At 56.1% G+C, this 22,487-nt stretch carries 18 protein-coding genes; 8 read left to right on the forward strand and 10 right to left on the reverse strand.

Annotated features, from left to right (window positions below; genetic code table 11):
* Positions 1–24: 24 nt before the first annotated feature.
* The 3 genes from AAIE03_RS14005 to dgt form a co-directional block, all read right to left on the reverse strand.
* Entirely contained in the window at positions 25–1,182 is a 1,158-nt protein-coding gene (locus tag AAIE03_RS14005; RefSeq protein WP_014606551.1) for a CdaR family transcriptional regulator, read from the reverse strand.
* Between the two features lie 176 nt (positions 1,183–1,358).
* Complete coding sequence (gene degP, locus AAIE03_RS14010; RefSeq protein WP_013024679.1) at positions 1,359–2,813, reverse strand: serine endoprotease DegP; 1,455 nt, start codon at positions 2,811–2,813, stop codon at positions 1,359–1,361.
* 133 nt (positions 2,814–2,946) lie between these two features.
* A complete protein-coding gene (dgt, locus tag AAIE03_RS14015) occupies positions 2,947–4,437 on the reverse strand; it encodes a dGTPase (protein WP_019106443.1) in 1,491 nt (496 codons plus the stop codon).
* Positions 4,438–4,529: 92 nt separating this feature from the next.
* Here dgt and mtnN point away from each other — a divergent pair, with 92 nt between their 5' ends.
* The 3 genes from mtnN to AAIE03_RS14030 all read left to right on the forward strand — a co-directional run bounded on the left by mtnN (position 4,530) and on the right by AAIE03_RS14030 (position 6,408).
* Positions 4,530–5,228, forward strand: a complete 699-nt coding sequence (gene mtnN, locus AAIE03_RS14020) for a 5'-methylthioadenosine/S-adenosylhomocysteine nucleosidase (protein WP_013024677.1) — start codon at positions 4,530–4,532, stop codon at positions 5,226–5,228.
* Positions 5,221–6,015, forward strand: coding sequence for a vitamin B12 ABC transporter substrate-binding protein BtuF (btuF, locus tag AAIE03_RS14025; protein ID WP_041930706.1), 795 nt, complete (start codon positions 5,221–5,223; stop codon positions 6,013–6,015). Before mtnN ends, btuF begins: the two co-directional genes overlap by 8 nt.
* 141 nt (positions 6,016–6,156) lie before the next feature.
* Positions 6,157–6,408 (forward strand): hypothetical protein, encoded by a 252-nt coding sequence (locus AAIE03_RS14030; protein WP_014606555.1) that lies wholly within the window; start codon positions 6,157–6,159, stop codon positions 6,406–6,408.
* A 30-nt stretch (positions 6,409–6,438) separates the two neighbouring features.
* Here the strand turns inward: AAIE03_RS14030 and erpA are convergent, their stop codons facing one another.
* Positions 6,439–6,786, reverse strand: a complete 348-nt coding sequence (erpA, locus tag AAIE03_RS14035; protein ID WP_013024674.1) for an iron-sulfur cluster insertion protein ErpA — start codon at positions 6,784–6,786, stop codon at positions 6,439–6,441.
* 189 nt (positions 6,787–6,975) lie between these two features.
* Here erpA and hemL point away from each other — a divergent pair, with 189 nt between their 5' ends.
* Complete coding sequence (hemL, locus tag AAIE03_RS14040) at positions 6,976–8,256, forward strand: glutamate-1-semialdehyde 2,1-aminomutase (RefSeq protein ID WP_210454182.1); 1,281 nt, start codon at positions 6,976–6,978, stop codon at positions 8,254–8,256.
* Between the two features lie 32 nt (positions 8,257–8,288).
* Here the strand turns inward: hemL and fhuB are convergent, their stop codons facing one another.
* The 6 genes from fhuB to hrpB form a co-directional block, all read right to left on the reverse strand.
* On the reverse strand, positions 8,289–10,268 hold the full coding sequence (gene fhuB, locus AAIE03_RS14045) for a Fe(3+)-hydroxamate ABC transporter permease FhuB (protein ID WP_014606557.1): 1,980 nt from the start codon (positions 10,266–10,268) through the stop codon (positions 8,289–8,291).
* Complete coding sequence (fhuD, locus tag AAIE03_RS14050) at positions 10,268–11,146, reverse strand: Fe(3+)-hydroxamate ABC transporter substrate-binding protein FhuD (RefSeq protein WP_014592950.1); 879 nt, start codon at positions 11,144–11,146, stop codon at positions 10,268–10,270. Before fhuD ends, fhuB begins: the two co-directional genes overlap by 1 nt.
* Before the next feature lie 10 nt (positions 11,147–11,156).
* Positions 11,157–11,951 carry a Fe3+-hydroxamate ABC transporter ATP-binding protein FhuC gene (gene fhuC / locus AAIE03_RS14055; protein ID WP_014606558.1) on the reverse strand — a complete coding sequence of 265 codons (795 nt, stop codon included), beginning with the start codon at positions 11,949–11,951 and terminating at the stop codon, positions 11,157–11,159.
* Between the two features lie 39 nt (positions 11,952–11,990).
* On the reverse strand, positions 11,991–14,198 hold the full coding sequence (gene fhuA, locus AAIE03_RS14060; protein WP_026021066.1) for a ferrichrome porin FhuA: 2,208 nt from the start codon (positions 14,196–14,198) through the stop codon (positions 11,991–11,993).
* Positions 14,199–14,395: 197 nt separating this feature from the next.
* Positions 14,396–16,924 carry a bifunctional glycosyl transferase/transpeptidase gene (mrcB, locus tag AAIE03_RS14065; RefSeq protein ID WP_498563048.1) on the reverse strand — a complete coding sequence of 843 codons (2,529 nt, stop codon included), beginning with the start codon at positions 16,922–16,924 and terminating at the stop codon, positions 14,396–14,398.
* Positions 16,925–17,007: 83 nt separating this feature from the next.
* The gene (gene hrpB, locus AAIE03_RS14070; RefSeq protein WP_498563049.1) at positions 17,008–19,503 is read right to left on the reverse strand and encodes an ATP-dependent helicase HrpB; all 2,496 of its coding nucleotides are present in this window, start codon (positions 19,501–19,503) and stop codon (positions 17,008–17,010) included.
* A 36-nt stretch (positions 19,504–19,539) separates the two neighbouring features.
* Here hrpB and thpR point away from each other — a divergent pair, with 36 nt between their 5' ends.
* The 4 genes from thpR (at position 19,540) to gluQRS (ending at position 22,440) form a co-directional block, all read left to right on the forward strand.
* A complete protein-coding gene (gene thpR / locus AAIE03_RS14075; RefSeq protein WP_015700935.1) occupies positions 19,540–20,067 on the forward strand; it encodes an RNA 2',3'-cyclic phosphodiesterase in 528 nt (175 codons plus the stop codon).
* Positions 20,068–20,078: 11 nt separating this feature from the next.
* Positions 20,079–20,783, forward strand: a complete 705-nt coding sequence (sfsA, locus tag AAIE03_RS14080) for a DNA/RNA nuclease SfsA (RefSeq protein ID WP_014592945.1) — start codon at positions 20,079–20,081, stop codon at positions 20,781–20,783.
* Positions 20,784–21,032: 249 nt separating this feature from the next.
* Complete coding sequence (gene dksA, locus AAIE03_RS14085; RefSeq protein ID WP_006117731.1) at positions 21,033–21,488, forward strand: RNA polymerase-binding protein DksA; 456 nt, start codon at positions 21,033–21,035, stop codon at positions 21,486–21,488.
* A 70-nt stretch (positions 21,489–21,558) separates the two neighbouring features.
* Positions 21,559–22,440: a tRNA glutamyl-Q(34) synthetase GluQRS gene (gluQRS, locus tag AAIE03_RS14090; RefSeq protein WP_210454185.1), complete on the forward strand. Its 882-nt coding sequence runs from the start codon at positions 21,559–21,561 to the stop codon at positions 22,438–22,440.
* The last annotated feature ends 47 nt before the right edge of the window (positions 22,441–22,487 follow it).

A 22,487-nucleotide genomic window follows, 5' to 3' on the forward strand; every position in this document is an offset into this window, starting at 1 on the left:
CTCATGGTTTCATAAGCAGCGTCATCAGCCCTGCTCATCCAGCTGTAACGCAATATACAGCAGTAATCGATCGTCAAAATGACCAAGGTTCAGTCCGGTTAACTCAGCGATCCGATTCAGTCGATACTCCAGCGTATTACGATGAATAAACAGCGCGCGTGATGTTGCGCCGGGCTGGACGTTATTGCTGAACCAGGCGCTTAAGGTCCGGCGCAGTAAACCGTTGCTGTCCATGCTTTTAAGTTTTTCCAGCGGACGTGCCAGTTCGTTCGCCTGCCAGCCACCGCGTAAACTGTCCAGTAATACCGGCAGCATCAGATCCTGATAAAAATAGCTGCGGACGTCTGGCATGCGCTGCTTTCCAACGGCCATGGTGGTGCGCGCAGTGCGGTAAGAGCGGGCGATGCTGCCCGGACCGGTAAAGAAGTTGCCCAGCGCAATACGCATGCGCAGATGACCGCTTTCGTTCATTCGCTGCATCAGTTGCTCAACCCGCTTGCGATGATCGTGACGGTCGTAACGTCCGTGTGTGTTTAATGCCGGTTTCAGTACGACCATTTCAGTTAGCGACACAATGGCTATCAGGTTATCCCGAACGGGGGTGGTGAGTAAGGTTTGCAGCTGCTGTAATTCAGACATGGCGCTGTCCACGCCTAACTGCCCGCTGTCGACTTCGATCACCGCCACCACGCGGGGCTGATTAAGATCGATACCCAGGCGCTGTGCCCACTCTGTCAGCTGTGGCGTCAGCGCATCACTTCTTATCAGGTTGAGCACCAGCTCTTCACGCAGTCGGCTGTCCTGAGCCAGCATATGTAATAGCCGGGCCTGCTCCAGCATCATCTCTGCCGCCATACAGACTAATTCGCCATAGTGACGCAGTGCGCCCGGCTCACCTGTCAGGCCAATGACGCCCACGATCGCCCCGTCAATACGTAGCGGAAGATTGATGCCTGGCCGCACGCCGTGCAGATGTTTTGCCACAGCATCGTCGATATCCACGATGCGCCCCTGCGACAACACCAACAGCGCGCCCTCATGCAACTCCCCGATGCGCTCCCTGTCACCACTGCCAATGATTCGCCCACGCGCATCCATCACGTTGACATTGCCATCAATGATTTTCATGGTGCGCGCAACAATTTCCTGCGCCAGCCGCGCGTCGAGATGACAGGTAGCCATCCTTATCTCCTGAGTCATATGAGAGGAAGGACAGAATAGCCGTGTGACACGCGGAGAACATTATGCATTCGCCCATAGCCGCGCCGGCTTTGGCAGAAATGCGGCAGGCATCACATTTGTGATCTGTGCCATAAAAAAGGCGGACCGAAGTCCGCCTGATAAGCATCAAGCAGTGATTACTGCATCAGCAGGTAGAGCGATGTGTCGCCACGTTGCACATTCAGCGCCAGTACCGGTGGTTTGGTATCGAGGATCTTGCGTAGTTCCCCTAAGTTGGTTACCGGCTGCTGGTTGACGCCAAGAATCAGGTCGCCTTTTTTCAGACCCACTCTTGCCGCCGCACTGCCCGCTTTCACGCTATCGACCCGCACGCCTTTCTCTTTGCCTGCGTTATTACTCAGATCTGCACCTTCAATGCCAGTGTAAATCGTAGCGGACTGCACTTTGTCCTGGGTGCTCTGCTGCAGCTGCACGGAGACATCCAGCGGTTTGCCATCACGCAGCAGGCCCAGCTTCAGCGTCGTGCCTACCGGTAAAGAGCCGACTTCAGCGCGCAGTGAGGCAAAGCTGGTGAGCGGCTTGCCGTTCATAGAAACGATCACGTCACCCGCTTTAATACCGCCTTTCGCTGCGGCGGAATTGGGCACGACCTGACTAACAAAGGCGCCGCGCTGCGCATCGACCTTCATCGCTTTGGCCAGTTCAGAGTTGAGCTCTGTTCCCATGATACCCAGCTCACCGCGTTTCACCTGACCATACTCCACCATCTGTGCGGTCAGGTTTTTCACCATGTTGCTGGGGATGGCAAAACCAATACCAATGTTGCCGCCGTCTGGGGCCAGAATCGCGGTGTTAATACCAATCAGCTCACCGTTGAGGTTCACCAGCGCGCCACCCGAGTTACCGCGGTTAATCGCGGCATCGGTCTGGATAAAGTTTTCATAGTTCTCAACGTTCAGACCACTGCGTCCCAACGCCGACACGATGCCCGAGGTTACGGTTTCGCCCAGACCATAGGGGTTACCGATTGCTACGGTATAATCGCCAACGCGCAAATTATCAGAGTCAGCCATTTTAATTGCGGTCAGATTTTTCGCGCCTTCCAGCTGAATCAGCGCTATATCCGAGCTGGGATCTTTGCCGATGACTTTGGCGTCGTAGCTACGACCATCGCTCAGTTTGACCTGAATTTTCGTCGCATCGTTGACCACGTGGTTGTTGGTTACCACATAGCCTTTTTCTGCGTTAATGATCACGCCAGAACCCAGCGCTCTGAATTTTTGCTGCTGCGTATCCGGGCCTGCAGGCGCACCGCCGCCGCTCCCGCCCGCGCCCTGGCACAGCGGCGAGCCCATGAACGGAGAACCGTCCTGACAGAAAGGCGAATTATCGCCAAAAAATTGCTGGAACTGCTGCGGCATACGCGGCGTTTTGACCGTTGTACTGCCTTCCACGCTGATGCTCACAACGGAAGGCATCACCTTCTCCAGCATGGGGGCAAGGCTTGGCAACGGCTGGCTTGGGGAAGATGAAACGGAAGAGGATGTCTCCGCAGCGAAAGCACTCACAGGGGTCAGTGCCATGCCAAGACTAAGCGCCAGAGCGCTTAACATTAACGAGGTTTTTTTCATTTTGGTATCTCACAATGATGGATATACTGACCATTGCTGTGGTCGAATGTTGAGATAAATGTTTTAGCGCGAAGTTCCTCGAAAAGTTTTAGGCAAAGGTAAAAATTTATTCGCGCTCTTTACAATTCTCTGCTTATTCCACCGCCATCAAACGACGGTACTCATCCCAGGCATAGAGATCGGTCATGCCGCTAATGTAATCCTGAATCAGACGAAAGCGATAATAACGTTCCCATAACAAACGCTCATATTTGTGTTCAACAACCAGCGTGCGCATTTTATGCAGATAGGCTTTTCTGTGCTTTCCGGAAAGTTTATGGAAAAGACGTGTCTCAATCGGATGGTTGCGCAAAAAATCTTCATTTATCAGTGTAGTAAAGTCTTCATAATTCAACATCATTAACGGTTGGTATATTTCAAGCAACCCCTTTATGACGCGATAACCCTGCAGCTCCAGCTGTTCAACTTCGGAATGATTAAACACCTGCTGCCGTGCTACAGTTTTAAATATTTGTAATAAACGCCCCTCTTCGCCGCCGTCTTCTAATAATGCATGGTTGAAGTTTCCGTCAAAAATAGCGGGCAGATTGTCGATAAAACGTTTAACGGCATAGGTGACCAGAACATTCTGAACATTAACCCGGAGGGACATGAAAAATTGATCGCTTCGGCTGCGGCGTTTTTTACTTCCTGCTTCGCGCCAGGCCTCACCTACGGTACGGCTGAACGCATCATTGTTATTTATTGGCCCCCAGGCTTTGCTGAGGAACTCATACAAACTGTCGACATTGAAAATGGCTTTTTCGACGGCGTCATCCAAATCGGCAATACAATATGAAATGTCATCAGCCGCTTCCATGATATAGGTCAGCGGGAAACGATGATGCTCCGTCAGATGCGTCGCGGCACGGAGATCGCTGATATATTCCCGCTCAGACAAATAAAAGCCCGGCTTTTTCATTAATACGCTAAATTCGGCCGGTTTCTCACCCTGCCACCATGCCGGCGCGGTATATTTAAGAATACAGGCCACCTGAGAGTAGCTCAGGTTGAGCTGCAGCAAGGTGTGCACCATACGGATCGCTTGGGCATTGCCTTCAAAATGGCATAAATCCTGACGAATCATAGCGTTCATTTGATCAAAGGACTGGCGCTGCTCTTCGCTTTCGACGCCAGCCACCAGCGGATCGACCAGTTCGGCAGCCAGATTATCTTCAAACCAGTCGTTAATGGCAGCTTCGCCAAAATGCCCGAACGGAGGATTCCCGACGTCATGCAACAGACACGCCATTTCGACCAGACTTTCAAAGGCCCCTTCCATGTCGTCCAGTCCATATTTTGCCAGCCCACCCTGCATTTTTAAGGTTTGCAGAATCTCTTTGCTGATATATCGACCGGTTTGCTGCACTTCAAGCGAATGCGTCAGGCGTGAACGGACGGCGGCGTTGCGCTCAAGCGGAAAGACCTGGGTTTTTTGTTGCAGTCGGCGAATGGCCGCCGAATTAATGATGCGTCCACGATCGCTTTCAAAATGGCGGGTAATAAAATATTCACCTTGCGGATCTTTACGGTTGCTATAAGGGCGAGTGAAGCTGATCTTCTTCCTGAAATTGATCGCCGCCATACCTGTCCCCTTATTTTTTCGTGAAATGATCCCGTCAGTGCCATGATAGACTATGCCCGATTTTTACATTCATTACATTAGCGAGACGCAAAATGAAAGCAGGCATCATTGGCGCAATGGAGCAGGAAGTGACCCTGCTGCGTGACAAAATTGAAAATCGTCAGACTCTGTCTCTGGCGGGCTGTGAAATTTACACTGGCACACTCAATGGTGTTGACGTTGCCTTGCTGAAATCAGGCATTGGTAAAACCTCGGCAGCCCTTGGCACCACGCTGTTGCTGCAGCTGTGTAAACCCGATCTCGTTATTAATACCGGTTCCGCAGGCGGTTTAGCCCCGACGTTAGCCGTAGGTGACATCGTGGTGTCGGAAGAAGTGCGCTATCACGATGCCGATGTGACCGCGTTTGGCTATGAGCCGGGCCAGATGGCAGGTTGTCCGGCTGCCTTTACGGCTGACAGCACCCTGATTGCCGAGGCGGAAGCCTGCATTAAGCAGCTCAACCTGAACGCGGTTCGCGGCCTGGTGGTGAGCGGCGATGCGTTTATCAACGGGGCTGAGCCCCTGGCGCGCATCCGGGCGACTTTCCCACAGGCTATTGCGGTTGAAATGGAAGCGACCGCCATCGGCCATGTCTGTCATCAGTTCCAGGTGCCTTTTGTGGTCGTCAGAGCGATTTCCGACGTGGCCGATAAGGAATCACACCTGAGTTTTGACGAGTTTCTGAGCGTCGCGGCCAGCCAGTCGTCACTGATGGTTGAAAATTTGCTGGCCCGTCTGGCTCGTGGCTAAACGGCTGTTGTTGTGCTGGCTGCTGCTGTTGAGCAGCAGCCTGTATGCTGCCCCACCCCGCGTCATCACCCTTGCTCCCCATCTGACTGAGCTCGCCTTTGCCGCAGGTATTACCCCGATTGCGGTCAGCGCCTGGTCCAGCTATCCGCCTGAAGCAAAAAACATTGAACAGGTCGCTAACTGGCAGGGCATCAATCTTGAACGTATTTTGCAGCTTAAACCCGATGTGGTGTTGGCGTGGCGCGGCGGCAATCCGCAGCGTCAGGTAGACCAGCTGCAGCAGTTGGGTATTAAGGTTGAATGGGTCAATGCCGCAACGCTGGATGGCATGATTGATGCACTGGCAGGATTAGCAAAGTGGAGTCCAGCTCCGCAACGTGCCGCACAAGCCGCCGGGGAGCTGCGCCAGCAGGAAGCGGCTTTGCGGGAGCGCTACCACACACAACATCCCGTTCCCGTCTTTCTGCAGTTTGGCTTTTCGCCCATGTTTACCGCGGCTAAGGCGACGCTGCAAAACGATATCATCAGGCTGTGTGGCGGGCAGAATATCTTTGCCGACAGTGCGGTGAGCTGGCCCCAGGTGAGCCGGGAACAGGTGCTGATGCGCCATCCCCAGGTCATCGTCACAACAGGTGATGCACAGCAGGCAAGTCACACGGCGCAGTTCTGGCGACCGCAGCTTAACGTCAGCGTGATTGCCATTAACGACGACTGGCTCAGCCGTCCGGGACCGCGCATCCTGTTAGCCGCCGACCAGCTGTGTAAAGGCCTGCACCCGGTTAAATAATGCTGTCGGTTCTGCATGCGTTACACCATCAACTAAAGAAATCACCCTGACTGCCGTTAATTTTAAGTATGAGACACGTGCCAAGTATGCCCGATGTCCGTTTTAGCGCTTAGCGCATTCGACTACACCAGGAATTTAAATATGACCAAAGCACCGCTTCTGGCCATAGGCCTTCTGATCGCGCAGCAGGCCTACGCGGGATCGACGACCGGCTCTATTAACGTCAGACTCGTCATCTATTCACGTTGTGAAGTTAACCGTTCAATGGGTCAGTCTGTGCCGCAGGTTGAGTGCGGTCGTCAGATAAACGCACAGCCGCGCGTGACACAAACGGTGTTAAAGCGACAGGGAAGCAGCGGGACGAACGATCGTCTGGTGACGGTTGAATGGTAGTCGAGGCCGCCCGCTGAGGCGGCCCGATAATCAGATACTGAATGACGACCCGCAGCCACAGGTGGTTTTGGCGTTAGGGTTGGTGACGATAAAGCGCGATCCTTCCAGCCCTTCCGTGTAATCCACAGAACCGCCCACCAGATACTGCAGGCTCATGGGATCAACCACCAGCGAGACGCCCTGCTTTTCAATGGTCATGTCGCCGTCGTTCATTTGATCGTCGAATGTAAAACCATACTGAAAGCCGCTGCAACCACCACCAGTGATATACACACGCAGCTTCAGTGCCGGGTTCTCTTCGTCAGCAATCAGATTCTTAACTTTTTTGGCTGCTGCGTCGGTAAACTGCAACGGCAGTGCTACTACTTCATCACTCATGAGTTACTCCGTAAACGTCCGGGTCAGAAAACGACCTCAATATTGCTATTATCTGCCAGCGACCCGGCGCAATCAAGCTTTCAGCTTCGCACTCTGTGCCGGATTCACTTTGATGATTATAGCGGCCTTTCGTCAGCAGCCCCTCTTCCGTAGAATAGCCCGATATTTTATGAACTGCTGGAGCCGAAAATGAGTAAGTCTGAAGAACTGTTCGCCGAAGCACAACGCCTGATCCCCGGCGGTGTGAACTCGCCGGTACGGGCGTTTACCGGTGTGGGTGGCGTTCCGCTGTTCATTGAGCATGCTGACGGTGCATATCTTTATGACGCCGACGGTAAAAAGTACATCGACTATGTTGGGTCATGGGGCCCGATGGTGCTGGGACATAACAATGATGGCATTCGTCAGGCCGTGATTGAGGCTGCCCAGCGCGGCCTGAGCTTCGGGGCACCAACCGAGATGGAAGTCACCATGGCGCAGCTGGTTTGTAAACTGGTTCCCAGCATGGAAATGGTGCGGATGGTGAACTCCGGCACCGAAGCCACCATGAGCGCGATTCGTCTGGCGCGCGGTTTTACCGGTCGCGATAAAATCATCAAGTTTGAAGGGTGCTACCACGGTCATGCCGACCATCTGCTGGTGAAATCCGGTTCCGGCGCGCTGACGCTGGGGCAGCCTAACTCACCGGGCGTGCCCGCCGATTTTGCCAAGCATACGCTGACCTGCACATATAACGATCTGGATTCGGTGCGCGCGGCGTTTGAACAGTATCCGCAGGCTATCGCCGCCATTATTGTCGAGCCCGTGGCCGGAAACATGAACTGTATTCCGCCCCAACCCGAATTCTTACCCGGCCTGCGCGCGCTCTGTGATGAGTTTGGCGCACTGCTGATTATCGATGAAGTGATGACGGGTTTCCGCGTTGCCCTGGGTGGTGCGCAAGAGTACTACAACGTCAAACCGGATCTCACCTGCCTCGGCAAAATCATCGGTGGCGGTATGCCGGTGGGTGCTTTTGGCGGCCGTCGTGAAGTCATGGAGGCACTGGCACCGACCGGACCGGTTTATCAGGCGGGTACGCTGTCCGGTAACCCTGTCGCTATGGCTGCCGGCTATGCCTGCTTAACCCAGATTGCCCAGCCGGGCATGCATGACAAACTCAATCGTCTGACCTCACAGTTAGCGCAGGGACTGCTCGACGCGGCAAAACAGGAAAATATTCCGGTGGTGGTGAATCAGGTTGGCGGCATGTTTGGCCTGTTCTTTACCGATGCCGACAGCGTCACCTGCTATAAAGATGTGACGCAGTGCGATGTTGAACGCTTCAAGCGCTTTTTCCACCTGATGCTTGAAGAAGGCGTTTACTTTGCGCCGTCCGCCTTTGAAGCCGGCTTTATGTCGCTGGCGCACAGCGCAGAGGACATTCAGCACACTGTCGATGCCGCCCGTCGCTGCTTCGCTAAGCTGTAAAAAAATGCAGACCGGCAAACGCCGGTCTTTTTTTAACGAGCGCGCCGCAATAACCAAATAAAATAGGGTGCCCCTAAAAATGTGGCCATCAATCCCGCCGGAATTTGGTTTGGGAACGCCACCATTCGCCCACACCAGTCAGCTATCATCATTAAACCTGCGCCAAGCACACCCGACAGTAACAGCTGCGGCAACGCGCGACGGAACCCCAGCATGCGCGCCATGTGTGGTGCCATCAGCCCCACAAAGCTCAATGGCCCAATCGTCAGCGTGGCACTGGCCGTTAAGGCCGCGGCCAGCAGCAGCAGCGCCAGCCGCGAGGCGGTGAGCGCCATGCCGGCCGAGCGCGCCGTGGCGCTTCCCAAAGGCAGCAGCGTGAGCCAGCGGCTGGCCAGCGGCGCTAACGACACCAGCACGACTGCACAGCCTGCACTTTGCAGCGCCTGGGTGGCGCTGACGTTATAGGTCGAGCCGGAGATCCAGGTCAGTAAACCCGACATCCGGGGATCGCCACTGGCCATCAACAACATCAGAATGGTGACAAAAGCGCTGTTTAACGCCATCCCGGCCAACAGCATGCGTTCGGGTGAAAACCCGCCACGGCTGGCAACCAGCATAATGATCGCCAGGGTTACCGCTGCGCCCAGCGCACCGGCAGGCAACAGAAACGCCAGCGCATTACCGGGTACCAGGAATAACATCACGACCACACCGCAGGCCGCGCCGGAACTGATGCCCAAGACTTCCGGGCTGGCCATCGGGTTACCCGTGAGTCGCTGGATCAGGCTACCGGCTACGCCCAGCATTAAGCCTACCGCCAGGGCCGCCAGCACACGCGGTGCGCGCCACGGAAGCAGCGCATTGAGCATGTCACCCTGGGTCCAGATCCAGCCTTGCGCGTCCCGTCCAAACGCCAGACAGAGCCAGGCCAGCATGCCTAGCACCACCAGACCGGTCAGGCTCCAGCGCAGAAAATGATGGCGTTCAACCGGCACGCTGTCGCCCTGATCCAGTGCGGGGGGAACGGACCCCGTCCGCAGGCGCGGGAGCAGCCAGAGCAGAATCGGCACGCCCAGTAACGCCGTCACCGTGCCGGTGGAAACCTCGCGCCAGTGCGTCGTAAGCCACAGGACGCAGGCATCCGCCAGCCACAGCAGCAATGCGCCAATCAGCGGAGCCAGCAGCATGCGGCTCAGCAAGCGGCGTCCACCGAGCAGCCTTGCCAGCAGCGGCGCAAACAGGCCGATAAAACCAATGATGCCGGCGACGCTCACCAGCTGTGCGCTCAGCAGTATTGCCAGCGCCAGAATCGCTAACCGGGTGACGGACAGGGCCAGCCCGAGGTTTTTTGCCACGCCATCGTCCAACCCCATGAGCGTCAGCGGCCGCAGAAGCGCCAGTGACAGTATCAGCGCCAGCACCAGGCGCGGCCAGAGCTGGGTAACGCTGTCCCAGCTCATCTGGTTCAATGCGCCCGTGCTCCACAAGAACATATTTTGCAACTGGTCGTGATTGAAGATGGCGAAGATCTGATTAACCGCCCCGCTGTAGAGACTCAGGACCAGCCCTGCCAGAATCAGGGTAACGGGCGATAAGCGTTTACTCCAGGCCACGCTAAAGACCAGCGCCCCCACCAGCAACGCACCACCTGAGGCGGCAAGCTGCTGGGTGAGTGCTCCGCCCGGCAGGTGCCACAATGTGGCGACGGTGATCCCCAACTGTGCGCCGGATGAAACCCCTAGCGTTCCCGGTTCCGCTAGCGGGTTTCGCAGTACCTGTTGAAACAGCAAGCCCGCTAATCCCAGACCCGCACCCACCAACAGCGCCAGCGCCCAGCGCGGCAGCAAACTGTAGTGAAACACCATCTGCTGGACATTAGCGGTATCCGGTGACCACAAGGCCTGAGTCCACTGCCCCGGAGGCAGGGCCTGCTGAAGGTTTATCGCGGTGAGCGCCAGCGCGAGCAGAAACAGGACGCTCAGCACGGTGACAGGAAAATAACGATGCCGCATCAGACCTTCTCCAGCGCATGTTCCAGCACGCGTATAAAATGCAGGGCCGACAATGTTGCCCCGTAGTACCAGACCGCCGGTACGCGTTGAAAATGACCGCTTTGGACAAAAGGCATTGCCTGCCACAGCGGGCTGCGCGACAGCTGCTGCATAACGGCCGCATTGTCGTGGTCGAAGCAGATGGCTTCGACATCGTGAAACGCCGCCAGCCTTTCCAGGCCAATCACTGAACTTCCCCAGAAATTGGTTTCTCCCTGCCAGGCATTCTTCAGGCCAAGCCGTTCCATGACTTCAAGGAATAAGCTGTTCTTACCGAAGGTGATGGCATGGCGGCTGTCAAGCAGTGACATCAGCAAGATAGCGCGTCCGGCATAGGGAGCCAGACGCTGACGGGCTGCGGCGATTTCCGCATCCACGTATTGCAGATGCGCTTCAGCCTGAGCTTCCCGCCCCAGCCTGGCCCCGAGCGCGCGCAGCGAGACACGCGCGCGCGACAAGGGTTTACCGTCGCCGCCGTGCAGGTCAAACCCCATAATGGGCGCAATACGCTGGAGTTTCTCTTTAGGCGGTCCATAGCCGTTTGAACAGAGAATCAGGGAGGGATGCATCTGGGTCATCAGTTCAAGGTTAGGCTCGGTACGCAGCCCAACATCCACCACGCCGGCAGGCAAGGCTGGCTGCCCGACCCAGATATTATAATTATGCACATCGGCGACCCCAAAGGGCTTAACGCCTAACGCCAGCAGCAGTTCGGTGGGTAACCACTCCAGCGCGATGATGCGAGCGGGATCGGGCTGCGCCGCCTGGAGTGAAAAGGGGCTCATCAGTGGCGATAACGCCATCGCCATCATCAGGCGACGGCGGAATAAATCGGGCATTATCCTGTCCTTAACACACAAAGCTCACCGGCGCGCCGCCGCCAGGATGGGGAAAGATCCCCATTGGAATACCATAGATATCCTGCAAAACGTCCGCCTGCATGATGTGCTCCGGGCCGCCTTGCGCGATAAGCCCGCCGCCACGTAATGCCACCAGATGGTCGCAGTAACGGGCCGCCATGTTGATGTCATGCAATACGGTAATGACGGTTAAGCCATGCTCCCGGCTCAGCGTCTGAATCAGGGCCAGCACGTCCACCTGGTGGGCAATGTCCAGTGCGGAAGTGGGTTCATCCAGCAGCAGACAGCGGCTGTTTTGCGCCACCATCATCGCCAGCCAGGCCCGTTGCCGTTCCCCACCCGATAAGCTGTCTACCAGACGAGAGGCAAAAGGCGTTAATCCGACGAGCGAAATCGCCTGCTCAACGCGTGCCCGGTCCTCCTGACTGAAACGTCCCAGCGCCCCATGCCAGGGATAACGCCCGATGGCCACCAGCTCACGCACCGTCATGCCTTCGGCAGCCGGTAACTGCTGCGGTAAATAGGCGACCTCCCGGGCAAACACTTTGCTTTTTAAGCTCTCTACAGGCCGACCGTTAAGGAGCACCCGGCCTTCGCTGGCCGCGTGATGCCGTCCCAACATTTTTAACAGCGTGGATTTGCCTGAACCGTTATGACCTATCAGTGCGGTCACTTTGCCTGGTGTAAAAGAGAGAGACAGCGGCTGGAGAAGCGTGCGACCGGGTACACGAAAGCTGGCATTCTCCAGTTGGAAGGTCGTTTGTTGATGCTGCGGAAGCTGCATGGTAATCCCTGTAAACGGGCGCCGGAGCGCCCTCATCTATCAGAACCGGAACGTGGCGGTACCTGTAATCTGCCGTTCAGCGCCCCAGTAGCACGCATACTCACGGTAACAACTGGCAACGTAGTCGCGGTTAAACAGGTTGTTAACGTTAACGCCTACCGTTGAGCCAGGCAAACCAAAACGTCCTAAATCATATTTCAGTGCAGCATCGACAGTGGTATAACCCGCCACGCTAAAGTTCTGGTTGACATCAGGACCTGTGCTATACAGCCCCTGACTTTCGCCCACGTAACGGACGCCCGCTCCGACCGTGACGCCTGACAGCGCGGTTTCGTGGAAGGTATAGTCACTCCACAGTGACGCCATGTGTTTGGGCACCTGTACCGGGGTTTTGCCCTGGAGCTGGGTATCTTCCGTATACTCGGCATCGGTATAGGTATAAGAGGCCGTCAGGTTTACGTTGGCGTTTAGCGCCGCTTTGGCTTCCAGTTCCACACCGCGAGAACGGATTTCGCCGCTCTGGATGCTGGCAAACGGATGCAATGGGTTGGGATCTGCCGTCAGATTTTTGGTCTTAGTCAGTTCATATACCGCGGCTGTCATGACGATTGGCCGATCTTTCGGTACATATTTCACACCGGCTTCATACTGCTTAGCCCGAGAAGGATCGAACGCGTTCCCCTCATACGTCGAGCCCGCATTAGGAAGGAAGGCTTCGCTGTAGCTGAAGTAAGGTGCGATACCGTTATCGAATACGTAGTTCAGACCGCCGCGCCAGGTAAAGGCCTGATCGTTTTGACGATCGAGATTACCGTTATAGCGGTTGTATACTGACGTCATGGCGTAATCATATCGGCCACCTAACGTCAGAACCCAGCGATCCCACTCCATCTGATCCTGCGCATACAAACCTGTCTGGCGCTGTTTATTTAAGTGCTTGTAGGGTTCAGCATAGGGCGAAGTCGTATCATTGCCATATTGCGGGTTAAACGGATTTAACGCTGTTGCCGTACCGAACTGTGCGTCAATATCATTACGGGTACGCTGGAAATCAACGCCAAGCAATAAGGTATGAGCGAGTTCACCGGTGGCAAATTTAGCCTGTACCTGATTGTCCACAGCAAACTGGTTCAGCTTCTCTTTGGAAAGTGCTGAATTGCGCGTAATCAGCTGCGTGTCCGGATTATAACCAAAGCCGTAAATACTGCGGTAATCCGTGGTTAACTCGGCATAGCGCAGATTCTGACGCACCGTCCAGGTATCATCAAAACGGTGCTCAAAGCTGTAGCCCAGCATTTTGGTGTTGCGTGAGATGCGGTTGCTCTTCTCGCCCTCATCAAAGTTGGTCGGCAGTTTGTACTGGCTGCCATCAGGCCGGGTGATCGGCACAACGGTCCCTTCACGCGGCAGCCAGCCGTAGTAGCCGGTGTCCGGCTCGTTCTGGAAATAGGTCAGCAGATCTAAACGGGTATTTTCATCCGGACGCCAGCTGAATGAAGGGGCGATAGTGTAACGCTTTTGTTTATTGTTCGCCTGTTGGGCATCCTGGCTGCTGGCCTGGCCTGTCAGGCGATAGCTGTATACGCCCGCATCGTCTATGGCACCGCCAAAGTCGAAACCGGTGGAGTAAAGATTATGGTTGCCCATCTGGAACTGGACTTCGCGCAGCGTTTCCTGAGTGGGACGCTTGCTGACTAAAGCGACAACACCGCCGGGATTGCTTTTACCGTACAGCACGGAAACCGGACCGCGCAGCAGTTCAGCCCGCTCCAGAAAATAGGGATCGATAGCGAATTCAGAGTAGTTGTCACCCTGCAGCTTCAGCCCATCAAGATACTGATTGGTGTTGGTTTCGCTAAAGCCGCGAATCGACAGCGCGTCAATGACCGAAGAGCTGCCGCGGTTGCCGGTGAGTACGCCTGGCGTATAGTTAAACGCCTGCTTGACGCTGCTGACGTTGCGCATCTCCATCTCTTCACGCGTGACCACGGAAACCGACTGCGGGTTCTTTTCAATCGGCGTATCCGTTTTGGTACCGGTAGCGCTGCGTTTCGCAGCAACGGTGGCCGCCGGTCCCCACGGATTTTCCTGCCCGACAGCGGCACCACCGTTGGCCGAAACCACCACCGTTTGTTCGGCGAAGGCCAGCGAACTTGCGCCGCCGGAAAGCAGCGCAATCATCAGTGCCAGAGGGCGACGGGTAAATAACCTTTGTGGGAAACCAAAAGTGGTGGTGCGCGCAGTCATGAAGGTGTCTCTCAAATGGGGATGAATAAGCGAATCGAAACGATAATGATTATTATAACGTTTCGATAATATGCGAGATCCAACATTTTCTGCAAGCGGAATTCCCTTCAGTGGCGCTGTTTGTCGCTCGATTCCTTCATCATCAGCAGGCACAAAAAAAGGCACCGGAGTGCCTTTTTTTAACCGCTTTTAGCCGGTTATTTACCAAACATATCTTTTATCCAGCCCGCAACGCCATCACTGTCTTTCTGTTCCTGTTGTTGCTGCTGTTGCAATTGTTGCTGCTGTTGTTGTTGTTGTTGCTGCTGCATTTGCTGCTGCTGAACCTGCTGCTGCTGCTGTTGACACAGCGCGTTGGGATCCAGCGCCCAAACCGGTAGCGAACGCCAGGTGCTGCTGCCCGAGCCACAAACAAAGTTGCCTGCCGAATCAATATTCATCATCGTGACATCTTCAGGCGGCGTCAGCTGCAACGGCATGGGAGCCTGGTTATCAAGATAGCGACGATAGATCTGCATGGCGCCGCTGGCACCGTACAGTTTGGTCGGCTGGTTGTTATCACGCCCTACCCAGGTTATCGCCACTTCTTTACCGTCGATGCCCGCAAACCAGCTGTCGACCAGGTCGTTTGTGGTGCCTGTTTTACCTGCCAGATGCGCATTCGGGAAACGCGCGCCCAGGGCGCGCGCTGTACCGTGATCGGCAACCTGCTGCATCGTGTAGAGCGTTAAATAGGCCGCCTGCGCCGGTTCAACCCGCTGGGCCTGTGGGAAGCTCTGGTACAGTACGGTTCCGTCTTCCGCAATGACGGAGCGCACTGCAGACAGATCGGCACGATTCCCTCCGCTGGCAATCGACTGGAACGCCTGGGCAACTTCAACCGGCGTCAGGTTGAGTGCGCCCAGCAGCATAGCCGGCACCGGGTTGAGCTGATCTTTTGGCACGCCCAGTTTGGTCCAGGTATCCACCACTGCATTGAGCCCTAGCGTCATGCCCAGGTTCACCGTTGGCACGTTCATAGAGTTGGTTAACGCGTCCACCAGCATAACTTTGCCACTGAAGCGGCGGTCGTCATTCATGGGTTTCCAGACGCTGCCGTTGGGCTGTTTCAGCGCAATAGGTTCGTCGGCGATCCAGGTATTCAGCCGGTACGTATTCGGCTGGCTCAGTGCAGTAAGATACGTCGCGGGTTTCGCCAGAGAACCAATTGAACGGCGAGCCTGTAACGCACGGTTATAGCCTGCAAACTGCGGATCGGCGCCGCCGACCATCGCGCGAACTTCACCCGTGAAGCGGTCAACGACCACCATTGCGGTTTCCAGATCTTTCAAACCGCGCTGCTTTTTCAGGGTGGGAATACCGTCGATCACCGCTTTTTCAGCGGCATCCTGTGAGACCGGATCTAACGTGGTGAAAATTTTCACACCCGACAGATCTTTGACCTTGTCGCCCAGCTTCGCCTGCAGCTCATTACGCACCATTTGCATAAAGGCAGGCTGAGGCGTGATCACACCGCCTTTCGGTTGCACGCCTAACGGACGGGCTGACAGCATGTCATACAGTTCCTGGTCGATGACTTTCTGCTGCTGCAGTAAGCGCAGAACCAGATTGCGTCGTTCCAGCGCCAGCTTCGGGTTACGCCATGGATTATAGAGCGAAGCGCCTTTTACCATGCCAACCAGCATTGCCTGCTGATCGAGGCTCAGTTCATCTACTGGTCGGCCAAAGTAGTAAAGGCTGGCCAGGGGGAAACCACGAATCTGATCGTTACCTGCCTGGCCGAGGTACACCTCGTTAAGGTAAAGCTCCAGAATGCGATCTTTACTGTAACGGGCGTCCATGATCACGGCCATATAGGCTTCACGCGCTTTACGCCACAGTGAACGCTCGTTGGTCAGGAACAGGTTTTTTACCAGCTGCTGAGTCAGCGTACTGCCGCCCTGCACCGCTTTACCTGCCGTAATATTCGCGACGAAGGCACGACCGATAGAATAGGGGCTGATACCGTCATGCTCGTAAAAATGGCGATCTTCGGTGGCGATCAGCGTATCAACCAGCAGATCCGGGAAGCCCGCACGGGGCACAAACAGGCGTTGTTCACCGTTGGGTGACTGCAGCATGGTAATCAGACGTGGATCAAGACGGAAGAAACCAAAATCACGTCCGGTTTCAACGTTTTTAATCTCGCTGAGTTCATCTTTGCTAAAGGTCATACGGGCATGGATCTGCCCCTCTTTGCTGTCCGGAAAATCAAACGGACGGCGCAACAGTTCAATGGTGTTGCCCTTGACCGAGAACTCACCCGGGCGCGTAATACGTGAAACTTCACGGTATTGCGTGCCTTCAAGCAGCGCGATCATTTCACTTTTGTTGTAGGCCATGCCAGGTTCAAGGCTGACCATACGACCGTATACGGCGGCGGGCAGCTGCCAGACTTTCCCGTCTATACGGCTGCGAATTTCCGAGTCGAGGTATACGCCCCACGCGGCCATTACCACCACAAATACCAGGAACAGCTTAATTAACCATCCCAGCCAACGGCGTTTGCCGCGCGGCGGTTTTCCACCTTTACCTTTACGTGGCACCGGCGCTTCCTCCTCGTAGTCATCATCAAAATCGTCCTGAGCATCGTCATCGATGTCTCTGCGCCGCCCACGGCGGGCGCTACTGCGCGGTGGCAGCGGTTTTCCTTTGCGCCCAATAGGTTCGCGATCGTTCCCAGACATGCGTTTTATTCTCCAGGCATAGCTTACGGCTGCGCCGCTACTCTAACTGCTTTCTTCACTGTCGCATGGCAGAACCCTCTGAATTAACCTGAGGTTCCGCCCTGTGACGTATTCTTTTTTGTCCGCCTTGTCGGCAAGGCAGAGGCAGGATCGTCAGGCCAGGGATGTTTGGGATAACGCCCTTTCATCTCTTTTTGCACGTCCGCATAGGCACCCCGCCAGAAGGCCGCAAGATCGCGGGTGATCTGTAAAGGGCGCTGGGCGGGCGATAACAGCTCCAGTACCAGTGGAACCCGCCCTTCTGCCACGGTCGGATTGCTGGCTTCGCCAAACATTTCCTGGATGCGTACCGCCAGTGCAGGCGGTTTATCCGCATCATAGCGGATGGGCAGCCGACTTCCGGTGGGCACAGTGTAATGAGTTGGCAGCACAGTATCCAGCCGCTGACGTTGTGACCATGTGAGCAAATGTAAGAGCGCGCTGACAAGGTTCACGGACTGTAAACTCTTCAGGTCGCGCACTCCGCTCATCTCAGGCAGAAGCCAGTGTTCGAGCGACTCAAGCAGGCTGGCGTCATCAACCTGAGGCCACGGCTCATCGGGTAACCATTGGGCCGCACACTGAATGCGCAGGCGCAACTGCCCGGACGCCGGCGTCCAGCCCAACACCGAGAGTCCTTTTTTACTGATCCACCGTAGCATGGCCGCCTGCAGTACTTCTGTATCGGGCCGGGCAAGCGGTTGGGTTTTCAGGACCAGTTCGCCAATCTGCTCACGCCGCAACGTGCGCAGTGTGCCTTTCTCCTCATCCCATTCCACCTCGGTACGCTGTTCAACGAGCAGCGGACACTGTTGCGTCAAGGTATCAATATCGACGGGCATGGCCAGCAGGATGCGCGCGTCCGGCGCGCTGCTGCCCTGTAACAATGTGGGCGCGATTAACCATTCGTAACGCGTCAGTGCCTGTTGTTCGTCCAGCATCGCGCCCAGTCCGTTAGCGAGCTGATACCGGCCGCTGTTATCGCGACGTCGTGCCAGGCGATCGCTGAATCCAGCGGTCAGCAGCGCGGCAAACCGGTCTTCGTCCACCCGGCCACCCAGGACGCCGATGCGTTTTTGCCAGTGCTGTGCGCGGCGTTGCCACTGAGGCGATGGACGATAAAGCGCGTCACGTAAATCGACGCTGGCGCTGCGAGGAGGATCTTCCAGAATGGCCACCAGCAAGGCCGCGCTGGCAACGGCATCAGCGTCACCGCCTGCCGCACATAACATCGCGCTAAGACGGGCGTCGCTGCCCAACTGCGCCATTCGTCGTCCCTGGGCATTAAGATGGCCCTGATCGTCCAGCGCCCCCAGCCGCAACAGCTGCTGCCGGGCCGCGCGCAAATGCTTTTCCGGCGGCAGATCGATCCACTGTAGCTGATCGATACGGGTACATCCCCACTGCAGCAGCTCCAGCCACAGCGAGGTGAGATCGCTGTGCAAAATTTCCGCTTCGCTCTGCGCAGGCGCGCGTGAGGCCTGTTCCTGCGCTACCAGATGCAGGCAAATACCGGGCATGACACGTCCGGCTCGTCCGGCGCGCTGCGTCATGGAGGCCTGACTGACGCGCTGGGTCTGCAGCCGCGTCACACCGCTGCGGGCATCAAACAGCGCGCTTCGTTCCTGCGCGCTGTCCACCACCAGGCGAATGCCTTCAATTGTCAGGCTGGTTTCGGCGATGTTGGTCGCCAGCACCACTTTGCGGCGTCCGCTGGCGGCAGGCAGGATGGCCCGTTGCTGGGCCGCAAGGGGAAGTGCGCCATACAGCGGAGTCAGATCCACATCAGCGTCAACGCGCGCTTCCAGCTCTCGCTTTACCCGCTCGATTTCCGCAACGCCAGGCAGAAACAACAGCAGTGAGCCCGTTTCCTCTCGCAGCAACTGCGCGACTTCGCGCGCCACCGCCTCTTCAAACCGCAGAGTCTGGCTCAGCGCCGTGTAGCGGCGTTCAACCGGGTAGCTCCGCCCTTCCGAGGTAATGAGAGGAGCATTCGGTAACAAGGCTGACAGCCTGGCGTTATCGAGCGTCGCCGACATCAGCAGTATTTTCAAATCTTCACGCAACCCCTGCTGCACGTCCAGCAGCAGCGCCAGCGCCAGATCGGCCTGGAGGCTGCGCTCATGAAACTCATCCAGGATAACCAATGATACGCCGTCCAGCATGGGATCCTGCTGCAGCATTCGGGTCAGAATGCCTTCGGTCACCACTTCAAGCCGGGTCATCGGCCCTGCGCAGCTTTCGCCACGCATACGGTAGCCTACGGTCGCGCCGGGTTGTTCACCCAACTGTTCTGCCAGCCGTTGCGCCACATTACGTGCGGCAAGCCGACGCGGCTCCAGCATAATGATGCGTCCCGCTATCGCCTGATGCTGTAAAAGCTGAAGCGGCAACCAGGTGGATTTACCTGCGCCAGTGGGCGCGGCCAGCAGGATGTTTGAGGCGTCGTTAAGCGCGCTCAGAAGGTCAGGCAACACCGCGCTGACGGGTAGATCACTCACCGCAAACTCCATGAATGGCTGTGTTAAGATGGCGCGCATTGTAGCACTCATCCGTGAGGATTGCCGGAGACCGCCATGGCGTCACAACGCTTATTTTTTGCTATTACCCCGCCAGAGGCGCTGCAACAGCAACTGGTGCACTGGCGGGCACACACGTTTAGTGAGGATGCTGGCCGCCCGATTGCAGCCGCCAACCTCCACCTGACGCTGGCTTTTCTGGGGGATGTCTCCCCTGAAACCTCAACCCAGTTGCAGACGCTGGCGTCGCGTATCCGCCAGCCCGCGTTTGACGTCGCATTAGACGATGCGGGCCACTGGCCTCGTCCCGGCGTGGTGTGGCTGGGTTGCCAGCGTCCGCCGCGCGGCTTGTTACAGTTAGCAAGCCTGCTGCGCGCCCAGGCCGCGCGCCACGGCTGCGGGCAACCGGCCCAGCCCTTTCATCCCCACGTGACGCTGCTGCGTGCGGCGACGCAGCCCGTCGCCCTGCCCCCTCGCGGCTTTCACTGGCAATTTTCAGCCAGCGAATTTTCCCTTTTCGCCTCCGAGTACGTGCAAGGCCGGACCCGCTACCGCACGCTGGCCAGTTGGCCCTTACTGCCTTAATCAGGAGCCTTATGCTTTTTTCCCCCGTTCTCAAATCTGCGCGACTGGTTACCCGCTATAAACGTTTTCTGGCCGATGTCGTGACGCCTGAAGGCGAGACGCTGACAATACATTGCGCCAATACCGGCGCAATGACCGGCTGTGCAACCCCGGGCGACACCGTTTGGTATTCAACCTCTGACAGCCTGACGCGCAAATATCCGCATAGCTGGGAGATGACCGAGACGCAGCAGGGCCACTGGATCTGCGTGAATACCCTGCGCGCTAACCAACTGGTACGTGAGGCGCTAAGCAAAAACCAGATTTTACCACTGGCGGGCTACGAGGAATGTCAGGCCGAAGTCAAATATGGCACTGAAAAAAGCCGAATTGATTTCCTGCTCAAGGCACAGGATCGACCTGAGTGCTATATTGAGGTGAAATCCGTGACGCTTTTACAGGAAGGTAAAGGCTATTTTCCGGATGCGGTGACGATTCGAGGACAGAAACACCTGCGCGAGCTGAGTCAGGCTGTGGCAGAGGGTCATCGGGCCGTTTTGTTGTTTGCCGTTCTGCACTCGGGGATTGAGGACGTTTCCCCGGCGCGTCACATTGATGCCGCTTACGCAGAGCAACTGGTACAGGCGCAGCTGAGTGGCGTGGAGATTTTGGCTTATCGGGCAGAACTGTCATCCGCCGGGATGTTATTAACGACGCCGGTTGACGTAACATTGTAATATCACTGGCATCCTTCTGTGATATGACTACCTTCTGTCAGGGGTCAACTACGCTGTTCCTCACAGGCTTGTCAAGATGCGATCAGGAATAATTGCCAACCTTGACTGCTTCTGTTATTTATAGCGGCCTGTTTTTTCCCCGTTGGGGGATCGATGTACCCAGGAGAGGGCCATAAACACGGTCAGCGTGAATGCGCTTACCGATGGCTATCGAAGGGTATAGTGCGTGTTATCCAGGAGAGAAACAACATGCAAGAAGGGCAAAACCGTAAAACATCGTCCCTGAGTATTCTCGCCATCGCTGGGGTGGAGCCTTATCAGGAGAAGCCGGGCGAAGAGTATATGAATGACGCGCAACTGGACCATTTTCGCAAGATTCTGGAAGCCTGGCGCAATCAATTGCGGGACGAAGTCGATCGCACCGTTACACATATGCAGGATGAAGCTGCTAACTTCCCTGACCCGGTTGACCGTGCCGCTCAGGAAGAAGAGTTCAGCCTGGAACTGCGTAACCGCGACCGCGAGCGTAAGTTAATTAAAAAGATCGAGAAAACGCTGAAGAAAGTCGAAGATGATGACTTTGGCTATTGCGATTCCTGTGGCGTAGAGATCGGTATCCGCCGTCTTGAAGCGCGTCCTACCGCCGATCTGTGTATCGACTGTAAGACACTGGCAGAAATTCGTGAGAAGCAAATGGCGGGTTAATGTTGCCGTCTGACTGCAGCCACACGGCGGAAGAAGTCCCACTTTTTCCGCCGTGTGATTCATAACGCCTATGTCATACTCATCCTGCGTTGGGCGCTTCGCGCCATCTCCCTCTGGCGAACTCCATTTCGGCTCCCTGATTGCTGCGTTAGGCAGTTACCTGAGCGCACGTTCACAGCACGGCCGCTGGCTGGTTCGTATTGAAGATATCGATCCGCCGCGCGAAGTCGCCGGTGCCGCAACGCGTATTCTGCAACAGCTGGAGCATTACGGCCTGTACTGGGATGGCGAGGTGATGTGGCAATCCCAGAGACACAACGCTTATCTCGATGCACTGCACTGGTTAAGAGCGCACCGTCAAAGTTATTTCTGCACCTGTACCCGAAGCCGCATTCAGCAAGCCGGTGGCTTTTATGATGGTCACTGTCGGGATCGTCAACGCGGCCCCGAAGGTGCGGCCCTGCGCCTGCGCCAGCATGCGCCTGTTTATGGTTTTCAGGATCGGCTCAGAGGCGAGATCATTGCCGATCGGCGGCTGGCTGAGGAAGATTTTATCATTCATCGTCGTGATGGGCTGTTTGCTTACAATCTGGCTGTCGTCGTGGACGATCATCATCAGGGCATCACGGAAATTGTGCGCGGTGCAGACTTAATTGAGCCTACGGTACGGCAGATTGCCCTTTACCAGCAATTTGGCTGGACGCTGCCGGACTATTTGCATTTGCCGCTGGCAACGACGGCCGATGGTCACAAACTTTCTAAGCAAAATCATGCGCCCGCGTTACCGGAAGGGGATACGCGGCCGAGCCTGGTGCAGGCTTTACGCTTTCTGGGGCAGCCTGTCGCCGAAGGCTGGATGGACAAAACGCAGGAGAAACTGCTGTCTGACGCCGTGAAGCAGTGGAATATCGCTTTGATACCTCACGATAACGCCCTGATAACGGATGCATAGACAACAGCATTCTCAAATGATTCACAACAGGCTATGATTAGCCGCTG

This window comes from Pantoea sp. Ae19-2 (assembly GCF_059801205.1).